Origin of the sequence: Streptomyces sp. NPDC059002 (assembly GCF_042740435.1) — a bacterium.
Lineage (GTDB): Bacteria > Actinomycetota > Actinomycetes > Streptomycetales > Streptomycetaceae > Streptomyces.
The window spans coordinates 59,309-78,415 of the sequence record NZ_JBHYJI010000023.1; the positions used below are offsets into that span (position 1 = coordinate 59,309).

The 19,107-nt window shown below is 70.1% G+C and carries 15 protein-coding genes; 11 read left to right on the forward strand and 4 right to left on the reverse strand.

The features are described 5' to 3' along the window. Positions 1 to 252 precede the first annotated feature (252 nt). Positions 253 to 900 (forward strand): DUF4360 domain-containing protein, encoded by a 648-nt coding sequence (locus ACFWZ2_RS21680; protein WP_384547996.1) that lies wholly within the window; start codon positions 253 to 255, stop codon positions 898 to 900. 104 nt (positions 901 to 1,004) lie between these two features. On the opposite strand, the gene ACFWZ2_RS21685 is transcribed toward ACFWZ2_RS21680, so the two are convergent. Further along, a complete protein-coding gene (locus tag ACFWZ2_RS21685; RefSeq protein WP_384547998.1) occupies positions 1,005 to 3,230 on the reverse strand; it encodes an alpha-N-acetylglucosaminidase in 2,226 nt (741 codons plus the stop codon). Between the two features lie 201 nt (positions 3,231 to 3,431). Between ACFWZ2_RS21685 and ACFWZ2_RS21690 the strand changes: the two genes are divergently transcribed. From ACFWZ2_RS21690 to ACFWZ2_RS21700, 3 genes are all read left to right on the forward strand, one after another. Next, positions 3,432 to 4,193 carry an IclR family transcriptional regulator gene (locus ACFWZ2_RS21690; protein ID WP_384548000.1) on the forward strand — a complete coding sequence of 254 codons (762 nt, stop codon included), beginning with the start codon at positions 3,432 to 3,434 and terminating at the stop codon, positions 4,191 to 4,193. A 174-nt stretch (positions 4,194 to 4,367) separates the two neighbouring features. Continuing rightward, the gene (locus ACFWZ2_RS21695; protein WP_384548001.1) at positions 4,368 to 4,730 is read left to right on the forward strand and encodes a hypothetical protein; all 363 of its coding nucleotides are present in this window, start codon (positions 4,368 to 4,370) and stop codon (positions 4,728 to 4,730) included. Positions 4,731 to 5,047: 317 nt separating this feature from the next. Continuing rightward, positions 5,048 to 6,883 carry an alpha-L-fucosidase gene (locus ACFWZ2_RS21700; protein WP_384548003.1) on the forward strand — a complete coding sequence of 612 codons (1,836 nt, stop codon included), beginning with the start codon at positions 5,048 to 5,050 and terminating at the stop codon, positions 6,881 to 6,883. An 11-nt stretch (positions 6,884 to 6,894) separates the two neighbouring features. Here ACFWZ2_RS21700 and ACFWZ2_RS21705 read toward each other — a convergent pair whose 3' ends face one another. Together ACFWZ2_RS21705 and ACFWZ2_RS21710 are read right to left on the reverse strand one after the other, a co-directional pair. Next, positions 6,895 to 7,155 (reverse strand): DUF397 domain-containing protein, encoded by a 261-nt coding sequence (locus ACFWZ2_RS21705; RefSeq protein ID WP_384548005.1) that lies wholly within the window; start codon positions 7,153 to 7,155, stop codon positions 6,895 to 6,897. Then, positions 7,152 to 7,985, reverse strand: a complete 834-nt coding sequence (locus ACFWZ2_RS21710; protein ID WP_384548007.1) for a helix-turn-helix domain-containing protein — start codon at positions 7,983 to 7,985, stop codon at positions 7,152 to 7,154. The genes ACFWZ2_RS21705 and ACFWZ2_RS21710 overlap by 4 nt, the downstream gene beginning before the upstream one ends. A 155-nt stretch (positions 7,986 to 8,140) precedes the next feature. On the opposite strand from ACFWZ2_RS21710, the gene ACFWZ2_RS21715 reads away from it, so the two are divergent. Together ACFWZ2_RS21715 and ACFWZ2_RS21720 are read left to right on the forward strand one after the other, a co-directional pair. Then, positions 8,141 to 8,584 (forward strand): ATP-binding protein, encoded by a 444-nt coding sequence (locus ACFWZ2_RS21715; protein WP_384548009.1) that lies wholly within the window; start codon positions 8,141 to 8,143, stop codon positions 8,582 to 8,584. 147 nt (positions 8,585 to 8,731) lie between these two features. Continuing rightward, positions 8,732 to 10,039: a phytase gene (locus ACFWZ2_RS21720; RefSeq protein ID WP_384548010.1), complete on the forward strand. Its 1,308-nt coding sequence runs from the start codon at positions 8,732 to 8,734 to the stop codon at positions 10,037 to 10,039. A 19-nt stretch (positions 10,040 to 10,058) separates the two neighbouring features. Here ACFWZ2_RS21720 and ACFWZ2_RS21725 read toward each other — a convergent pair whose 3' ends face one another. Next, positions 10,059 to 11,510, reverse strand: a complete 1,452-nt coding sequence (locus ACFWZ2_RS21725) for an MFS transporter (protein ID WP_384548011.1) — start codon at positions 11,508 to 11,510, stop codon at positions 10,059 to 10,061. A gap of 104 nt (positions 11,511 to 11,614) precedes the next feature. Here ACFWZ2_RS21725 and ACFWZ2_RS21730 point away from each other — a divergent pair, with 104 nt between their 5' ends. From ACFWZ2_RS21730 to ACFWZ2_RS21750, 5 genes are all read left to right on the forward strand, one after another. Beyond that, complete coding sequence (locus ACFWZ2_RS21730; protein WP_384548013.1) at positions 11,615 to 12,010, forward strand: winged helix-turn-helix transcriptional regulator; 396 nt, start codon at positions 11,615 to 11,617, stop codon at positions 12,008 to 12,010. A gap of 178 nt (positions 12,011 to 12,188) precedes the next feature. After that, complete coding sequence (locus ACFWZ2_RS21735) at positions 12,189 to 13,517, forward strand: S41 family peptidase (protein ID WP_384548105.1); 1,329 nt, start codon at positions 12,189 to 12,191, stop codon at positions 13,515 to 13,517. An 83-nt stretch (positions 13,518 to 13,600) separates the two neighbouring features. Continuing rightward, positions 13,601 to 13,915 carry a hypothetical protein gene (locus tag ACFWZ2_RS21740; RefSeq protein WP_384548015.1) on the forward strand — a complete coding sequence of 105 codons (315 nt, stop codon included), beginning with the start codon at positions 13,601 to 13,603 and terminating at the stop codon, positions 13,913 to 13,915. 5 nt (positions 13,916 to 13,920) lie between these two features. Next, positions 13,921 to 18,267: a DUF6531 domain-containing protein gene (locus ACFWZ2_RS21745; RefSeq protein WP_384548017.1), complete on the forward strand. Its 4,347-nt coding sequence runs from the start codon at positions 13,921 to 13,923 to the stop codon at positions 18,265 to 18,267. Then, on the forward strand, positions 18,264 to 19,097 hold the full coding sequence (locus ACFWZ2_RS21750; protein WP_384548019.1) for a colicin immunity domain-containing protein: 834 nt from the start codon (positions 18,264 to 18,266) through the stop codon (positions 19,095 to 19,097). Before ACFWZ2_RS21745 ends, ACFWZ2_RS21750 begins: the two co-directional genes overlap by 4 nt. The last annotated feature ends 10 nt before the right edge of the window (positions 19,098 to 19,107 follow it).

Consider the following 19,107-nt stretch of genomic DNA (forward strand, 5'->3'; position numbering starts at 1 on the left):
AAGTGCTAAGGGGAGTTCATGGGTCCGCGTTCTGTTAGGAAGGTTTCCTACCAGAGATTCGGCATGTCGTATACCCGTCAAGACACGCGGAGTTGCCGACGCCGAATGGCCGGACATCGCCCTGTCCACCGGACCCATTGGTCCGTACGATCCCCCTCGCTCGACGCAATCCGTTCCTGCAGGCGCCTGCAGCCCGCTCATCGCGCTACAGCACTTCTCCAACTCCCCACATCAGTAATGGAACGGAGAACCATGGCTGGTGCACTGCTGCTGACCGGCGCCGTCGCGGCGCTGTTCGGCTCGACGCTCCCCGCGCAGGACACGTCCGCGAGCATCCCGACGCCCCCGGACAAGATCGTCATCGAGATCGCCACGGTGAACGGATCCGGTTGCCCCGCCGGTACCGCCGCCGTCGCCGTCTCCGAGGACAACACGGCCTTCACGGTCACCTACAGCGACTATCTCGCCCGGGCGGGCGCGGGCTCCGACCCCACCGCCTTCCGCAAGAACTGCCAGCTCAACCTCGTCGTGCACGTCCCGCAGGGCTTCACCTACGCGATCGCGAGCGCGGACTACCGCGGGTACGCGTCGCTGCAGCCCGGCGCCAAGGGCACGGAGAAGGCGTCGTACTACTTCCAGGGCTCGCCCCAGACGGCCGCGATCAGCCACGAGTACAAGGGCACCTACAACGACAACTGGCAGGCCACGGACTCGACGGACTGGGCCCAGCTGGTGTGGGCGCCGTGCGGCAAGCGGCGCAACTTCAACATCAACACCGAGTTGCGGGTCGACGCGGGGACGTCGGATCCGGCGAAGGCGAGCTTTATGACGATGGACTCGACCGATGGGGACATCAGTACCGTGTACCACCTGGCGTGGAAGGAGTGTCCGCGCGGGTGAGCTCGGGGCTGCGCCCCTTGCCCCCCCCGGGTGGGGGGCGCAGCTCTTCTTTCGGGTGCGGGTGGGGTGTGGCTGGTCGCGCAGTTCCCCGCGCCCCTAGCCCCCTACGGGGCAGACAAGGTGGCTCGTACCTGAGTTGCCAACCTGTGTACGTCGCCCGTCGGGTGTGTTCTCAAAGGGCCCGGGTCTCGGGTCCAAGCGTCCTCCAGCTCGAACCAGTCGATCTCTCTGGGCTCTCTGCCCTCCGTGAGCGCCGAGCGGAGTTCCTTGAAGTAGCGGGTCCAGCGGAGGCGGTAGAGGCCGCCGACGAGGTCCGCCCATTCGCGGTTGGCGTAGTCGTGGAGGCCCGCGTTCGCGCCGGGGCGGGGGCCCCAGGTGGTGAGCAGGGAGAGCTGGTCGTAGGCGAGCCGGTCGCGTTCCTGCGGGTCGGCGCCCCAGGCGCGGGCGTCCGCGACCCAGCGGCCGAGCAGGTGGCGGGAGTCGGTGGCCACGAGGCGGTCGAGCAGGGCCATCAGGTCGAGCCAGTCGCGGGTCAGGCGGTCGAAGTGGGCGGTGTCCCCGGCGTCGTACGCCTCCTTGATGCGGGGGAGCAGGACGCGGCTGCGGTTTGAGAGTGCCTGCCGGGCGACGTCGAGGAGGTCGCGGCGGTAGGCGGATGAATCGCGCAGGTCGCGGCGTACGGCGAGGAGTTCGCCGAGTGCGGGCTCGAAGTCGGCGGGGTCGTAGCGCAGTTTCTTCGGGGACCAGGCCGCCGCCGATGCCGCCGCGAGGTCGGGCCGCGCCCCGAACAGGCCGTCGGCGCCCTCGGCCCATTCGTCGGCGCGGGTGGTGCCGTAGGCGGTGCGGCGCAGGATGTCCCATGCGGCCATGGCGTGCCGGTCCGGTGCTCCGTACCGCGCGTGGGACCACTCGGAGAACCAGTTGGTCAGGTCCGACTCGCCGGTGCGCCACGCCAGTTCGGAGAACAGCTCGAACGCGGCCGGGTTGTTGTCGGCGGCCTCTGGCATGAGGGAGATGCCGCGCAGCGTGCTGCCGTCCTTGGTGCGCCACTTCTCGTAGAGGGCGGCCCAGTCGGGGGTGTTGGCGCCGAGGACGGTGTGTCCGCCGAAGTTCCAGATGGAGCCGAAGGTGTAGGGCGTGGAGCCCCAGTCGGACTCGCGGTCGGTGATGTCCGGGAAGCGGTCGGAGAGGCCGTCGACGACGAGCATCCGCTGTTTGTCGACGGCGTCGGTGAGGGCCTTCGGCGGATTGTGCTGCCAGCCGAGGATCACCCAGGTGGCGCCGGGGTGCGCGGTCCGCAGCGCCTTCTCGACGCCGCGCGCGGCCTCGCCGACGGGTACGTCGCCGGGCTTTCCGCCCTCGTGCAGGAGGTCCATCTTGTACATCGTGGACGGGCCGAGGAGATCGTCCTGTGCGCGGTAGAACGCGGCGGCCGCGCGCGCGAAATGGCCGGTGCGCGGATCCAGCCAGTCGGGCCGGGCGAAGCCCACCCAGTCGCCCTGCGGGACCGTTCGCGCGCCGGGGTTCTTGTCGGTGAAGCGGGGCGGGACGGTGCCGTAGTAGCCGGGCAGGACCGGGGTCATGCCCAGCTCGCGGAGCCGGTCGCAGACGCGGCGGCCCAGGCGGGCGCGGGCGTCGAGCAGCTGCCGCGACACGGGGTGCGGGAACGCCGCCATGTTCTGCAGCAGCCACCACGGCTGGTGGGCGGGGCCCGGGATCCAGGCGCGCAGTTCCTCGTCCGTGTATCCGAACTCCTGGAAGGCGCGGTGGTACACGGCGTCGGCGCCGACGTACACGAGGACTTCGTTGTAGCCGTGCAGCGCGAGCACGTCGATCTCGCGCTCCCAGTACCGCCAGTCGTGGTAGGCGCCGGTGTAGCCGTCGTTGGTGTCGTTCAGTACGAAGCGGTGGGCGACGCCCGCCTCCCCGGTGAGGACGGTGGCGGGCGCGGGGAGCCGGTCGGGGAGGTCGGTCTGGCTGCCCGCCCAGGTGATGTTGGCGTGCGCGGTGTGCTTCAAGTAGTGGCGCAGACCGGCCAGTTGGGTGGCGGGTCCGGTGCCAGCGACGGTGATGCGGCCGGTGCGTCCGGTGACGCGGAAGGCGTCCCGCTGCCCGGTGCGCGGGATCGTACGGAAGGTGAGCTGGTCCCAGTGGCGGGGCAGCAGTCGCCGGGCCGCGTCGGCCGCGGCGTCCCGGCGCGGGGCGGGCGTGCCGTCGGCGGTGGTGCCGTCGCGGGGGACGCCGTCGGCGGTGGTGCCGGAACAGGCCACGGCGGCGACACCTGCCGTACCGGCAAGGCCGGTGAGGAAGGTGCGGCGGGGGAGAGGCATAGGGACTCCGTGAGTCGGTGGGGATGCGGTGCGGTGCGGGTGCGCGGTGCATTCCGAGAGGTCTCTTCCCCTGCTTGCTCCCGTGTCACGCCTGGGCCGGACCGCACGGCAGACTGGTGGACGGGCCTGTCACCCTCACGGGCCCGCCACCCTCACGGGCCGCCGGAAACGGCGTACGGGGAACGGGGAACGGGGGACATCATGAAGCGTGGACGGACGCCGCCGCCCGAGGACAGGGCCGCGGCCCCGGTCGGCCGTGGCGTACTGCAAGGGGCGTTCCTGCTCCTGGAAGAGCTGGCGAGAGCGGGCGACGCGGGGCTCACCGACCTCGCGGCCGGCACCGGACTGCCCAAGGCCACCGCGCACCGCCTGCTGGACCAGCTCGCGGCGCTCGGCGCGGTGGAGCGCCAGTCGGGCCGCTACCGCATCGGCGCCGCGGTGGCCCATCTGGCGCGGTCGTGGGGCACCCATCATCCGCTCGGCAGGGCCGCCGTGCAGCCTCTGCGGCGTCTGTCGGCGGCGACCGGGGCGAGCGTGGCCCTGGCGGCTCCGGCTGCCGTCGGCAGACGCATGGTGATCGTGAGCGGGGTGCCGGGACCCGCGGACGAGGTCGTCCCGCACATGCCGGGCCTGATCCTGCCGTCCGGCAACGCGGCCGACGTCGTCATCTCCGCGTCCAGACCGCCCGTCGCGCCGCCGCCGGAGTTCTCCCCCGCCGAGTGGGCCCGCCGCCTGAGCAAGGTGCGCGAGCGCGGTGTGGACCTGCACTACGACGAGGAACCGGGCGCCGTGACCTGTCTCGCGGTACCGGTCTACGCCCCGTCAGGCCGGGCCGTCGCGGCCATCGGCGTGTGTTTCGTCGGGCACCGTCTGCCGTCCGCCGCCACGGCCGACGCGGCACGGCGCGCGGCCCGGATGGTCGGCGAGAACCTGGCGCGCCTGCCCCGCACCCGACGGCTCTGAGAAGGCGTGCCGCGGTGCCCGTTCCGCTGGGTGGACCGGAACGTGGGGGTTCGGCCGTTCGCGAGGAACACTGGTCAAGCCGCATTCCGAACGGAGATTGCGGCCCAACTCACCTATTGATGAGGTCAGTTGGTGTGCCATTCATTCATCGCGAGCGCGAATCGGAGAACAGCAATGAGCACAGTCAATGCGGCCAATGCCGTCACGCCCCGGATCGCGGGGGCCGTGCAGGAGGTGGCCCGCGACGGCAAGGCCGAGGCGGTCGGCGGGAATCTCGGTGAGGCCTGGCGGGGCTGGGTGACGTGGGGCCCGGGGAACGGGACGTGGGACCTTACGATCTCCTGGGGTGTGATCAACCCGAACTCGACCGTCGTCATCACGGCGTCCGAGATCGACGGCAACGGCAACAGGTTCGTCGGCGCGGCCCCGTTCCAGGTGTCGAGCGTCGCTCCCGGCAACGGGGCCGTCATCTTCAAGATCAACATCGGTTGGAACAGCCCGATCCCGATGCGCACGGACATCCTCGTCTTCAACTGAGGCCTGACGCCTTGACGGATGCGGGGGCGGGGGGCGGGGGGGGGGGGAGGGCCCCCCCCGGCCCCCGGAGCCCGACCCCCCGGGGGGGGTGAGGGAAAGGGGAAGAGGGATGCGGGGGCGGGCGCCGGGGCGGGCGATACGCCGCCCCGGAGCCCGGGTCACGGAAGCCGCGGAGGCGTCTCAGTCATCGGATCGATAGCGGTGTGATGGGGTCAACTGGTCGCCAGATCGGGCCAGTTGACCCCATTGACATCCGATCTATTCCTCCCTACGTTCCCGAGCGACCCCTCCACCTAGGGAACCCCGGGAGCCGCCCCATGCGCCACAGAGCCACTGGAATCGTCCTGCTCCTCGCCACCGCCCTCGTGGGCACGGCGGCCATGTCGAGCGCGACCGCGGCCCCGAACGGGCCCCCGGCTCCCCGGCAGCCGAAGGCCACGGGCCCGGGGACCGACCACGCGTCGGACGATCCCTTCACCGCCGACCGCACCAACTGGTTCCGCCAGGACCGCTTCGGCATGTTCATCCACTTCGGCGCGTACTCGAACCTGGAGGGCGAGTACCGGCGCCCCGACGGCACCGTCTGCCGCGACGCCGAGTGGATCAAGCGGCAGTGCGACATCCCCATGGACGCGTACGAGAAGCAGGCGCAGGGTTTCAACCCCGCGGACTTCGACGCGAAGGCCGTCGTCAAGGCGGCCAAGGACGCCGGGATGCGCTACATCGTCATCACGTCCAAGCACCACGAGGGCTACGCGATGTGGCCGACGAAGGTCAACGACTGGAACCTGCGCGACCATTCGTCCTTCGACAAGAACCGCGACATCCTCGCCGAGCTGAAGAAGGCCTCCGACGACGCGGGCATCAAGCTCGGCTTCTACTACTCGATCTGGGACTGGCACGACAAGGACTTCCCCGACCCGGCCACCTTCCCCCAGTACGAGAAGCGCATGTACGCCCAGCTGAAGGAGCTGGTCGACACCTACGACCCGGCGCTCCTCTGGTTCGACGGCGAGTGGGACACCGACAACCCCCACAACCCCTGGACGGCCAAGGACGGCGAACGCCTGGAGTCCTATCTGCGGGGGCTGAACCCGGATCTGGTCATCAACAACCGCGTCGGCAAGCGCCGCGTCGTCGACGGCGACTACGGCACCCCCGAGCAGGAGATCCCGGGCGCCCCGGTCGACGGCCAGCTCTGGGAGTCCTGCATGACCCTCAACGGCCATTGGGGGTACGCCCGTTACGACGAGAACTGGAAGTCCGCCCAGACCCTGACCCGCAACCTCCTCTCCACCACGTCCCGCAGCGGCAACTACCTCCTGAACGTCGGCCCCGACTCCCGCGGCCGCGTCCCGGCACCCTCCGTCGACCGCCTCAAGCAGATGGGCGACTGGCTGCGCACGGCGGGCCAGGGCGACGCGGTCTTCGGCGCCCGCTACGGCGGCCTCGTCGACGAGCCGGCCTGGGGCCATGTGAGCCGCAAGGGCGACAAGCTGTACGCGGCCGTCACGCAGTGGCCATCGGCGGGCGGCGCCCTGCACCTCAAGGCCCGCACCGACTTCGCCGTGAAGTCGGCCCGCGTCCTCGGCAGCGACCAGAAGGTGACCGTCACCAAGGCCGGTGACGGCTACGACATCACGCCGTCGGGCGCCGCGACGAACGACATCGCGACCGTGGTCGAGCTGACGGTCGACCCCGGACCCACGGCACGCCCCGGCCGCGGCAAGGGCCTCAAGCAGGAAATCTTCGACAACGCGAAGCTCGAAGGCACCCCGAAGATCACCCGCACCGACCCCACCCTCAACCACGCCTGGAAGTACACCGGTTCACCCGACGCGTCGGTCCCCGCCGACAACTTCAGCGTCCGCTGGAGCGGTGCGATCGAGCCGCGCCGCTCCGAGACGTACACGCTGACGACCGTCTCGGACGACATGGTCCGCGTCTGGCTCGACGGCAAGCTCGTCATCGACTCCTGGACGCCGCACGAGCCGAGGATCGACAAGGCGCAGGTCGCCCTCACCGCGGGCAAGCGGCACTCGATCAAGGTCGAGTACGCGGAGCGGACGGGCGAGGCCCACCTGAAACTGCTCTGGTCCAGCCCCGGCCAGGAGCAGCAGATCGTGCCGAAGAGCCAGCTGTACGCGCGCTGACGTCACTCCCCCTATCGACCGTGACCCCGCGCCTGGGCGGCGTACGACACGAACTCCGCCCAGGTGCGGGGCTCCAGCGCGAGTCTGGGGCCCTCGGGGCGCTTGGAGTCGCGGACGTGGATGGTGGTGGGGCAGGGGGCGAACTCGACGCAGTCGCCGCCGCCCCCGCTGCTGTAGCTCGACTTGCGCCAGGCGAGGGCGACTTCGAGGCAGTCGCCGGAGCTTCCGCTGCTGTAGCTGCTCTTGAACCAGGCCAGTTCGGGGGTGCTCATTGCGCTCCTCGCATCCGCTTGAGCAGGCTCACCGAATCTTCGAATGAGAGAGCCTGTGCGCGCATCCTGGCATACCGCATCTGGAGCATGCTGACCACTTTCGGGTCGGCGTGGAACTGGCCACTCTCCTGCCCCTCGGTGTAGGCGAACCACTTGTTCTCCGGCGTCTCCAGCAGCTGCATGGGGCCATCGAGACCCGCATGACTCTCCCGCGCCACCGGCATGATCTGAATCTCGATGTTCCGCCGCTTCGACAGCTCGAGGACATGGTCGATGAGTTCCATAGTGACTTCATGCCCGCCCATGCCGCGCAGGAACAAATGTTCCTCAAGGATGAAGCTGAAGGCCGTGTTCGGCCGTTCCGTGAGGATTCGTTGTCGCTCGACCCGCGCCGCCAGCCGCGCCTCGATCTGTTCGTCGTCCAGCGGTGGAAGGCGGTTGACGAACAGCGTCCGCGCATACGCCTCGGTCTGCAACAGCCCCGGGATCAACCGGCATTCGTACGTGGAGAGCGCTACCGCCTCCTGTTCGAGGTGGGCCCACCGCCGGAACCATGAGGCGAGCCCGCGCTGCCGGGACAGCTGGTTCACGGCGAGCCGCAACGTGCCGAACGCGTCCAGCGCCGCCTCGCTCCGGTCCACGAACCGCGTCGGCGGAAAGCGCCTGCCCTGTTCGATCGAGGCGATGAAGTGGGCGGAGTATCCGATCTCCGGGGACAGGGACTCCTGTGTGTACCCGGCGCGCTTGCGGAAGCTCTTCAGGACCGCGCCGAAGGCCTTGAGCCCTTCGGTCGGTTCTGGCTCGTTACTGCTCGACGTACTTGACGACATCACGGGTATCCCCTGACGCTCGCATATCGGTCCCCGCCAACTCGCCCATGGTCACGTTGGGTTACCCGTACTGTCCACCGTTCGCACTCGTACAATTACGGAGCGTACGAGTTTCGTGCCTGGTGGCATTCCGGGTGCGCGGCCACCGTTGCCGCATGCCGATTCAATCCCGACCCGCCAGCCCCTCCGCCCTCCGCACCTTCACGCAGCGCCTGAGCGCCACCCCGCGAGGCGCCCGCCTGGCGAGAAGGCTGGCCAGGTTCCACCTGGACGGCTGGGGCATCGCGTACGACACCGAACTCTCGGACGCCGCGGAGGCGATCGTCGGCGAGCTGGCCGCGAACGCCGTCACCCACGGGCGCGTGCCGGGCCGCGACTTCGAGCTGGGCCTGACGCTCCTCGCGGACACGCTTCGTATCGAGGTCACCGACACCCGTGGCGAACTCAGGCCACCCGAGGAACCTGAACTCCCCGAGCCCGAAGGGGAGTCGGGCCGTGGGCTCGTGATCGTGGCGGCGCTCGCCGTCGAGTGGGGCGTGGGCGGGCGGGAGGTCGGCAAGACGGTTTGGGCTCATCTGCCCCTGCCTCAACGCCAGTGACGCGCAAGGGCGTTGGTGCGCGAGGCGTCGGTTCACCCCGTGTACATCCGGGCGAGGTGAATCCGGACGCGCGACGTACGCCGGGCGGACACGGACAGGCCCCAGTCTCACGCACGATCCGTCCGTCCCGGAACGAGGAGACACCGCGTGACCAGACACTGTCCGACACGTCGAGCGATCGGCTCGGTCGCCCTCGCCCTGACCACCGTCCTCGCGGCGGTCGCGGCCACGACCGCCACGGCCGCCGCCGACCCCCTGCCGGGCGTCGCCCCGCGCGCCGAGACGCCCGTCCTGCACGACGACGACGCGGGCGGCAACGCCGACGCGGACGACCCCGCGATCTGGCGCGACGCCGCGCACCCGGAGCGCAGCCTGGTGATCGCCACGGCCAAGGAGGGCGGCCTGCGCGCCTACGACCTCGACGCGCGCCCCGTCCAGTCGATCGCCGCCCCGCCCGCCGAAGGGCCCGACGACGCACCGGGCCGCTTCAACAACGTCGACCTGATATCCGGCCTCAAGCTCTCCGACGGCGCGGCCGATCTCGCCGTCACCAGCGACCGCGGCAACGACCGGCTCCGCTTCTACCGCATCGACCGCGACCGCCCCGGCGGCCCGCTCACCGACGTGACCGACCCCGCCGCCCCGCCCGTGTTCTCCGCCGACCAGGACGAGATCGACGAGCAGCGCACCGCGTACGGCCTCGCGACCTGGCGGGACAGGGCGAGCGGCCGCTCGTACGCCCTGGTCAGCCGCCGCGAACGCACCAGCGTCGCGCTCCTCGAACTGGTCCCGGGACAGGGCGGCAAGGTCACGTACCGCAAGGTCCGCACGCTCGACCTGCCGTCCTCGTTCCGGCTGCCGAACGGCACCTCGTGGACACCCTGCGCCGAACCCGGTGAACTCCCGCAGGTCGAGGGCATGGTGGTCGACCCGGCCGACGGCACTCTCTACGCGGGACAGGAGGACGTCGGCATCTGGCGGCTGCGCGCCGACCTGACCGGCGAGCCCCGGCTCGTCGACAAGGTGCGGGAGTACGGCGTCCCCGGCGTCTACGACGAGGAGACGGAGGAGTGCACCCCGGGCGCCGACCCCGGCTACGGCGGCCGGCGGATCACCGCCGACGTGGAGGGCCTCACCCTGATCGAGGAGTCCGACGGCGACGGCCACCTCCTCGCCTCCAGCCAGGGCGACAACACCTTCGCCGCGTACGACCGCGAGCCGGGCGACCACAACGAGTACGAGGGCGGCTTCCGCGTCACCCCCGCGGGCGGCGCGCTCGACGGCTCCGAGGAGTGCGACGGCGCGGCCGCGCTGAACGCGCCGCTCGGACCGGAGTACCCGCACGGCCTCCTGGTCGTCCAGGACGGTCACGACGCCCCCGGCGACGGCGAACGCCCCGCCACGAACTTCAAGTTCGTCGACCTCGGGAAGGTGCGGGACGCCCTGGACGACTGACGCCGCACGGGCCCGTACGTCAACGCCGCGGGCCGCCGGGGCGCAGGACGGTCGCCGCGAGCGCCAGGCCCGCCGCCGCGATGCCCGCGGCGACCAGGAAGGCCAGCCGGTAGCCGTCGGCGGTGGCGGCGAGCGCGCCCGTCCCGTGCCCGGTCAGGGACTCGGTGCGGCTCGCCGCCAGGGTCGTGAGCACCGCGATGCCGAGCGAACCGCCCACCACCTGCGTGGTGTTGAAGAGCCCGGAGGCGAGCCCGGTGTCCTCGTCGGACGCGCCGCTCATGGCGAGCCCCGTCACCGCGGGCATCGCGGCCGCGAACCCGGCGCTGAGCAGCAGCATCCCGGGCAGCACGTCGACGGCGTACGACCCCTCCGCGGGCAGCCGCCCGAGCAGCGCGAGGCCCGCCGTGATCAGGGTGAGGCCCACGAGGAGCGTGCGGTGGGCGCCGAAGCGGCCGATGACCCTCGCGGACAGGCCCAGCATCAGGGTGCCGATCACGACGGGCGCGGGCAGGAACGCCGTGCCCGTCATCAACTCGCCGTAACCGAGGACGCGTTGGAGATAGAGCGCCCCGATGTACTGGAAGCCGTACATCCCGGCGATCATCGCCATCTGCACGGCGTTCGCGCCGGTCAGGACCCGGGAACGGAAGAGCCGGAGCCGCAGCAGCGGCCGGGCCGCCCGCGCCTGCCGGACGGTGAACGCGACGTACAGGAGGAGCGACGCGGCGGCGAGGAGGACGGTCGTCGCCGTGCCGTGCCCGGCGGCGCTCACGATCGTGTACACGGTCAGCATCAGCGCGCCGGTGATCAGCGCGGCCCCCGGATAGTCGGCGCCTTCGCCGAGGCCCGTCCCACGGTCCGAGTCGAGCACACGCACCGCGGCGACCAGCGCGACGACCCCGATGGGCAGATTGATCAGGAAGATCCAGTGCCAGCTCAGCGTCTCGGTCAGTGCCCCGCCGAGGAACGTGCCGATCGCGCCGCCCGCCGCGCCGACCGCGCTGAACACCGCGATGGCCCTGGCCTGTTCACGCGGCTCGGGGAAGAGGGCGACCAGCATGCCGAGCACCACGGCCGAGGTCATCGCGCCGCCCACCCCCTGGAGGGCGCGGGCCGCGATCAGCACCCCCTGACCGGTGGCGACGCCGCACACCACGGACGCGGCGGTGAAGACCGCGAGCCCCGACACGAACATCCGCTTGCGCCCGACGAGATCCCCGAGCCGCCCGACGAGCAGCAGCAGCCCGCCGAAGGCGATGAGATAGGCGTTGACCACCCAGGCGAGCCCGGCCGCCGAGAACCCCAGATCGCTCTGGATGGCGGGCATCGCGACCGTCACGATATTGCCGTCGATGATCGTCATCAGGGCCCCGGACGAGAGGACGGCGAGCGACGCCCAGGGCGAGGCGGCCCCGCGGGGCGAGCGCCCCGGCGGGGCTGGGGTGTTGACCTCGGACACGGCCTGGGACATGGTGACGACCTCCGTACTTGGCGCCTGTGAGCTGCAAAGGTGCACGACTTGTAACGGGGCTCATCGTGAATGCCCATGAGGGCGGGGAGTAAGGAGGCACTTTGATGTCCCAGGGGAACACCGGTGTTACCTCGCAGGTCGTGAACGCGCAGGCGTGCCCGGTCCGCGAAGTTATTGACAGGGTCGTCGGCAAATGGAGCGTCCCGATCATCATCGCCGCCACGCACGGCCCCATCCGCTTCACCGAACTGGAGCGCGCCATCGACGGCATCAGCCGCCGCATGCTGACCCTGACCCTGCGCAACCTGGAACGCGACGGCCTCCTGCAACGCACCGTGCACCCCACGGTCCCGCCCAAGGTCGAGTACGAGCTCACCCCCGTGGCCCGCGAGCTGCACGGCACCCTCCTCCAGCTCACCGGCTGGGCGGAGCGGCACCGGGTCACGATCGCGGAGTCACGGGCGGCGTACGACGAGAAGCGGGGTCTTGTGGAGGCCTGAGGGGGTGCGGGGGATATCCCCCGTGCCGATCTTCCGGCCCGCCCGATGGTGCGGGCCCGGCTCCCCGGCGATCGTGGATGGCCTGACGCAGATCGCGTACAGGGAGAGGAAGACCGTGCGACACAGGAGTTCCAAGGCCGCGACGGCAGCCGTGGCTCTGGCCCTCGCGGGCGGCGCCATGGCGCCCGCCGCGGCGACGCAGCAGACCCGGCCACCGGCGTCCGCCGAGGGCGTCTGGCGCGTGGAGGGCTACGGCGCCGCCCTGACCATCAAGGACGGACGGCTGCGCGAGTACCAGACCACGGACATCAGCTGCCTGAAGGGCGGCTCCGCGAAGCGGACGGCACCGGGCCGGTACAGCGCCGCCGACGGCACGGTCCTCACCGTCACGCCCCAAGGGCCCCGGCGCGGATCCCTGCACGTGTCCGGATCCGCGGGCGACCGGGAGCTGCGGCGCATCGCGGAACTCCCCGAAACCTGCGACCCCGACCACCCATTGCCCAAGGACCCGGTGACAGCGTTCGACGTCTTCTGGCAGTCCTTCGAGGAGAACTACCCCTTCTTCGCCGCCAAGGGCATCGACTGGCACGCCGTACGCGACACCTACCGGGCCAAGGTGCACGCCGACACGACCAGGGACGAACTCTTCGCCCTCTTCAGCGAGATGGTGCGGCCGCTGCACGACGCGCATGTCATGGTCATCGACGGCGACCACAGGTTCTACCAGGTCCGCCCGGGGACGACCGTGCCCGGCAAGGAACTCGACGCCAAGGTCAAGGACCACATCGTGCGCCGCGACCTCAAGGGCGAGCAGCCGCAGGAGTTCGCGAGCGGCCGGATCAGCTACGCGGATCTGCCCGGCGGACAGGGCTATCTGCGCATCTCCGGCTTCGCCGGATACGACACGAAGAACCCCTCGTACGCCGCCCAGCTCGCCCAGCTCGACAAGGCCCTGGACACCGTCCTCACCCGCGAGCGCACGGCCTCCCTCAAGGGACTCATCATCGACCTGCGGGTCAACGGCGGCGGCTCCGACGCCCTCGGCCTGCACATCGCCGAGCGCCTCACCGACACCCCGTACCTCGCCTACCGCAAGCGCACCCAGTACACCCGCCCGCAGCCCGTCCCCGTACGGCCCGCCAAGGACACCCCCCGCTACGCAGGACCGGTCGCCCTCCTCACCGGCGGCTCGACGGTCAGCGCGGGCGAGACCTTCACCCAGGCCCTCATGGACCGCCCCGGCAGGACGGTCCGCATCGGGGAGTCCACGCAGGGCGTCTTCTCCGACGTACTGCAGCGCAAGCTCCCCAACGGCATGGCCATCTGGCTCCCGAACGAGGAGTTCCTGACCCGCACGGGCCGCACCTTCGACGGCACGGGCATCCCGCCGCACCTGCGTACGCCCGTCTTCACCGACGAGGAGTTCGAGAAGAACCGCGACTCGGCCTTCGACAAGGCGGTCGCGGTGCTGCCCCACTCGCCCCTTTACCATCCCATTACTGAATGACGGCGTTCCGCTTACCCGTTGCGACTACTGTCTGCCGTTGGCTTGTGCACATTGCAACGTGAGGTATCGGGGGACGGACGGCCATGGGGGACCTGGGCAAGGACTCGGAGTCGATAGCGAAGGCGGCACCGCTGCTGCGCAAAGCGCCGCATCACATCGCAAAGCCGCTGCACGACTTCAAGACCGCGTCGCACGACCTGTCGGCGCTCGGCGCCCTGGGCGCGCTCATGAGCGCCACCGACGACGTGCGCGAAGGCATGGAGACGCTCGCCGAGGTCGCCGAGGACCTCGTGGACGAGTGGCACGGCGAGGCGAAACTCATGACCGACCTGTCCGAGGCGTTCGACGTCCTCGACGTCCTGCTCGAAGCCGCCGCACGCGGCAAGAAGCAGGGCTGAACCCCATGGTCGACCTCAACCCCCTGCACTACATCAACAAGTTCAACCACATGGCCGGCGACAACATGGCCAGCATGATGGAGTTCCTCGGCATCACCGACCCCGCCGTGGACCCCGACGGCGTCCGCGAGATCGCCAAGAAATGGCGGTCGCTCGCCAAGGCCGTGGACGCGTCCGTCAAGGACGCCGAGGCCGCGCTGCGGGACGTGACCTGGGAAGGCAAGACCGCCACCGCCTTCAACAAGCGGGCCAAGAAGACCCGTTCGCAGGCCACGAAGATGGCCGACTCGCTGCGGGACGGCGCCGACGCGCTCGACAAGTACGCCGACGAGGCACACGAACTCCTCACCGAACTCAACGTCATCATCCTCGAAATCATCGAGGTCGAGATGGCGGGCCTCGCCCTGTCCGTCCTGACCGGCGGCGCCTCCGCCGTCGTCAGCAGCCTGGCCGCGGGCGCCCGCTTCGCCAAGGTCATGGCCCTCATCGGCCGCATCGAACACGCGGGCACCGCGATGGCCCGCACCATCCGCGCGGTCCTCGAAGTCATCCGCGGACTGCGCAGGGCCCTCAAGGCCCTCAAGGAGATCAAGACGATCGCGCGGGTCGGCAAGATGGCGGGCGAAGGCGCCAAATTCGCCGCCCTGGACACCCTGTTGAAGGACCCCTCCACCTTCAAGGACCCCGGCAAACTCGCCGAGACCCTCGCCCTTGGCGCGGCCCTCGGCGTGGGACTCGGCAGCCTGGGCACCCTGCTCGGCAAGGGACTCGGCAAACTCAAGCCCAAGGACCTGTCCAAACTGCGCAGCGCCATGAAGCTCAACTGCGCCTCCTTCGAACGTCTTTCGCTCCGCCCGGGCTTCGACAAACTGCCCGCCTCCGTGCGCAACGCCCTCAAGAAGTTCGTCCGCGACCCGATCGACGTGGCCACCGGCGACATGGCGCTGCCGCGCACCGACGTCAACCTGCCCGGCGTGCTCCCGCTCCTCCTGGAGCGCACCCACCTCTCCTCGTACCGCTACGGCGGCTGGTTCGGCCCGTCCTGGGCCTCCACCCTCGACCAGCGCGTCCAGGCCGACGACGACGGCTTCATCTACGCCGCCGCCGACGGCGCCCGCCTCTGCTTCCCCGTCCCCGACCCGGAGAGCAACACGCCCGTCCGCCCGGACACCCCCGGCTCGCGCCTCACCCTCTCCTGGGCCGACGACTTCGACGGCGCGATATGCGTCACCGACCCCGAGAGCGGGATCACCCAGGTCTTCCACAGCCCGGTCCCCGCCGCCGCGGGCGAGGCGGTCGACGTACCGCTCCAGTACCTCCAGGACCGCAACGGCAACCGCATCACCATCGAGTACACCGAAGGCGACATCCCCGCCGCCGTCACCCACTCCGGCGGCTACCGCATCGCCCTGGACCGCGACGAGGCCGACTCCCGCATCACGGCCCTCCGCCTCGAATCCCCGACGGACCCCGCCACCACCCCCCTGGTCACCTTCACCTACGACGAGTCCGGCCACCTCACCGAAGAGACCAACTCCTCCGGCCTCCCCATGCGTTACACCTACGACGCCGAAGGCCGCATCACCTCCTGGACCGACCGCAACGGCACCACCTACCGCTACACCTACGACCCCCAAGGCCGCGTCACCACCACCGACGGCACAGCCCACGCCCTCGCCTCCACCCTCACCTACGACGACGCGACCCGCACCACCCGCGTGACGGACTCCCTCGGGCACGTCCGCGTCTACGAACACAACCAGGCATTCCGCCTCACCCGCGAGACCGACCCCCTCGGGCACGTCACGACCCAGGAGTGGGACGAGGAACTGCGGCTCACGGGGGTGGTGGATGCGGTGGGGAACGCCACCCGCTACCGCTACGACGAGCAGGGCCGGGTCGCATCGGTCACCCGCCCGGACGGCCTCGCCACGACCGCCACGTACAACGAACTGGGGTTGCCGACGACGGTCACCGAAGGGGACCGGATCCTGTGGCGCCGGGAGTACGACGAGCGCGGCAATCTCACCGGAGTCACAGACCCGGCCGGAGCCGTGACCCGATCCGCCTACAACAGGACCGGTCATCTGACCACGGTCACGGACGCGCTCGGCCACACCACCCGCGTGCGCTGCAACCCGGCCGGACTCCCCGAAAGCATCACCGATCCGCTGGGCGCGACGACGCGATACGGGCGAGACGCGTTCGGACGCCCCGTCACGTGCACCGATCCACTGGGCAATGTGACCCGGATGGAGTGGACCGTCGAGGGGAACCTCACGCTCCGCGTCACCCCCGATGGCAGCAGCGAGTCGTGGACCTACGACGGCGAAGGCAACTGCACCACCCACACCGATGCGATGGGGGCGGTCTCCCGCTACGAGTACGCCCCCTTCGACCTGCTCGCCGCCCGCACGGGGCCCGACGGCGTCCGCCACACCTTCACGCACGACAGCGAACTGCGACTCACTCGGGTCACGAACCCGCAGGGCCTGACCTGGGACTACGAGTACGACCCTGCCGGACGCCTGCGCAGTGAGACGGACTTCGACGGGCGCGCGCTCCGTTACCGTCACGACGCCGCGGACCGGCTGGTCTCCCGCTCGAACGCGCTCGGCCGCGACACCCACTTCGCCTACGACGAGCTGGGGCAGATCGTGCGCCAGACCGTCGACGGCATCAGCACGACTTTCGCGTACGACGCGGCAGGACAGCTGACGCGAGCCGTCGCCCCGCAAGCACGGGTCGACTTCCGGCATGACCTCAACGGCCGCCTGCTGTCGGAATCGGTCAACGGCCGGACCACTTCCTACCGTTACGACGCGCTGGGCCGTCGCATCAGCCGCACCACGCCGAGCGGCGCCACCAGCGGCTACACGTACGACGCCGCCGGCAACCTCGCCGCGCTCGACACGGCCGGCCGCACGATCGCCTTCGAGTACGACCCGTCGGGCCAGGAGACGATCCGGCGGATCGGCGCCGACATCGGCGTGTCCAGCACCTACGACGCCCGCGGTCGCCTGACCCTCCAGTCGGTCACGGGTGGGGGCGGACGAGCGGTCCGACGGCGCGCGTACGACTACCGCGCGGACGGCAACCTGGTCGGGCTCGACGACGACCTGCACGGCACCCGTCACTTCGACGTGGACCCGGCCGGGCGCGTCACGGCGGTCCGGGCAGAGGCGTGGTCCGAGAGCTACGCCTACGATGCGGTGGGCAACCAGACACAGGCGTCCTGGCCCGTCGCCGAACCGGGTGCGGAAGCCACCGGCACCCGCACGTACGAGGGCACCCGCATCACTCGGGCCGGAGCCGTCCGCTACGAGCACGACGCGCTGGGCCGGATCGTGCTGCGGCAGAAGACCCGACTGTCCCGAAAGCCGGACACCTGGCGTTACGCGTGGGACGCCGAGGACCGGCTCGCCTCGGTCATCACTCCCGACGGCACCCACTGGCGTTACCTCTACGATCCCCTGGGCCGGCGCATCGCCAAGCAGCGGCTGGCGGCGGACGGCGTCTCGGTGGTCGAGCAGGTCGAGTTCAGCTGGGACGGCGCGACACTCTGCGAACAGACCACCACTGCCGACGAGCTGCCGAGCCCCGTCACCCTCACCTGGGACCACCAGGACCTGCACCCTGTCGCGCAGACCGAACGCATCGGGGCCGACGACGCCTCCCAGGAAGAGATCGACTCCCGCTTCTTCGCGATCGTCACCGATCTGGTCGGCACGCCCAGTGAACTGATCGACGAACAAGGGGACATCGCCTGGCACAGCCGTACCACCCTGTGGGGCACCACCACAGGGGAGGCGAGGGGCGCCGCGTACACACCGTTGCGTTTCCCGGGCCAGTACTTCGACCCGGAAACCGGGCTCCACTACAACTACTTCCGTACCTACGATCCCGAGACCAGCCGCTACCTCAGCCCCGACCCTCTGGGCCTCGCCCCGTCCGACAACCCCAACGGCTATGTCGACAACCCGCACAGCTGGACAGATCCTCTGGGGCTGGCTCCCTGCGCCAAGGGAGGCTGGTCGGACAAGGCCGACTTCTCAAGCCAAAAAGTGATGAGCAAGAAGTTCCACTCTCACGCGAAGGACTTCCTCGACAATCCGGGAAACCTCAACGGAGCCAACCTCAAGGCCTTCCAGAAGTCCATGCAGGAGCACATGACCGCTCCAGGGACCAAGATCTTCCGGTACAACTACCGCAAGCAGGGGCAAGCCGTCGGCTTCATCGACCCGCAGTCACTGAAGATGGTCATGCTCCGCTCCGACGGCAAGTTCTGGTCTGCCTTCCAACTCAACAAGAACCAGTTCTCCGACATCGTGCAGCGAGGGTTCCTCTGGTGAGCAAGGAAGGGAATTCAAGAATGGGCAGAGACAGCGGCAGAGGGGTGCGGGACGTCGTCTCCGGCACGGGATCCTTCCGGCGCGAGTGGCTCGCCGCGAGTGACAAGAGCGTGGTGCCGGTGCCTTCCCCCTCCGGGATGGACAAGCATCTGGCCCGACGAGTGAGCTCCGGCGCCGCACAGGCGGGCCACGATCACGTCATCGCATGCCGTGTGGAGGAGGCTGGTGTCGCGGAACCGGGGATCGAGATCGCGGCGACCCAGGAGAGCATCCTTCGGGAAACCCCCTGGAACGATGGGGAGTTCCTGATCGTGCTGCCCGATCTCGCCGGGGCACTTCTCGTCACCGACCAGGGATACGCGCTGATCGCCGGCGAGGGAGACTTCCTCCGGGGCGGCATCCCCGAAGGGGTCGACCAGGCGACCGTCGACTTCTCCCGATACGCGAAACGGGTCGGGCGCAGCCACCCGGCCGTTCTCGCGGTGGCGGCGCAGGCCCGGCCCGTTCAGGTGGCGTGGGCCTCGAAGAGTGATGTCGCCGAAGGGTCGGCCACCGCGCAACAGATGGCACTCATGGAGTCGTTCGCGGCGGACGACATCGGTGGCGAGGAATTCGCCGTGGCATGGCTGGACGCCCGACGGCAATCCCTGCACCTGCGAGAGCGCTTGCGGGAACCCTTCTCCAGGATCCTCGACCAGGTCTTCTACGCGCTCGACGACTACGTCATCGATCCTGGCCTGCGCGATGCGGACGACATGACGAATGAGCAGCTTCAGGCACAGGTCCGTGAAAGCCTGGCCGACCTCGACGCGCTCGAGCGCAGGCCGTAGGAGACCGAGG

What these genes read in the sequence shown, in the direction of transcription:
- ACFWZ2_RS21705 (WP_384548005.1), bottom strand. Translation starts at nt 7,155, where the DNA reads ATGAGCACCCCCGAACTGGCCTGGTTCAAGAGCAGCTACAGCAGCGGA.
- ACFWZ2_RS21715 (WP_384548009.1), top strand. Translation starts at nt 8,141, where the DNA reads ATGCCGATTCAATCCCGACCCGCCAGCCCCTCCGCCCTCCGCACCTTC.
- ACFWZ2_RS21710 (WP_384548007.1), bottom strand. Translation starts at nt 7,985, where the DNA reads ATGTCGTCAAGTACGTCGAGCAGTAACGAGCCAGAACCGACCGAAGGG.
- ACFWZ2_RS21700 (WP_384548003.1), top strand. Translation starts at nt 5,048, where the DNA reads ATGCGCCACAGAGCCACTGGAATCGTCCTGCTCCTCGCCACCGCCCTC.
- ACFWZ2_RS21685 (WP_384547998.1), bottom strand. Translation starts at nt 3,230, where the DNA reads ATGCCTCTCCCCCGCCGCACCTTCCTCACCGGCCTTGCCGGTACGGCA.
- ACFWZ2_RS21745 (WP_384548017.1), top strand. Translation starts at nt 13,921, where the DNA reads ATGGTCGACCTCAACCCCCTGCACTACATCAACAAGTTCAACCACATG.
- ACFWZ2_RS21680 (WP_384547996.1), top strand. Translation starts at nt 253, where the DNA reads ATGGCTGGTGCACTGCTGCTGACCGGCGCCGTCGCGGCGCTGTTCGGC.
- ACFWZ2_RS21735 (WP_384548105.1), top strand. Translation starts at nt 12,189, where the DNA reads ATGGCGCCCGCCGCGGCGACGCAGCAGACCCGGCCACCGGCGTCCGCC.
- ACFWZ2_RS21725 (WP_384548011.1), bottom strand. Translation starts at nt 11,510, where the DNA reads ATGTCCCAGGCCGTGTCCGAGGTCAACACCCCAGCCCCGCCGGGGCGC.
- ACFWZ2_RS21740 (WP_384548015.1), top strand. Translation starts at nt 13,601, where the DNA reads ATGGGGGACCTGGGCAAGGACTCGGAGTCGATAGCGAAGGCGGCACCG.
- ACFWZ2_RS21690 (WP_384548000.1), top strand. Translation starts at nt 3,432, where the DNA reads ATGAAGCGTGGACGGACGCCGCCGCCCGAGGACAGGGCCGCGGCCCCG.
- ACFWZ2_RS21730 (WP_384548013.1), top strand. Translation starts at nt 11,615, where the DNA reads ATGTCCCAGGGGAACACCGGTGTTACCTCGCAGGTCGTGAACGCGCAG.
- ACFWZ2_RS21695 (WP_384548001.1), top strand. Translation starts at nt 4,368, where the DNA reads ATGAGCACAGTCAATGCGGCCAATGCCGTCACGCCCCGGATCGCGGGG.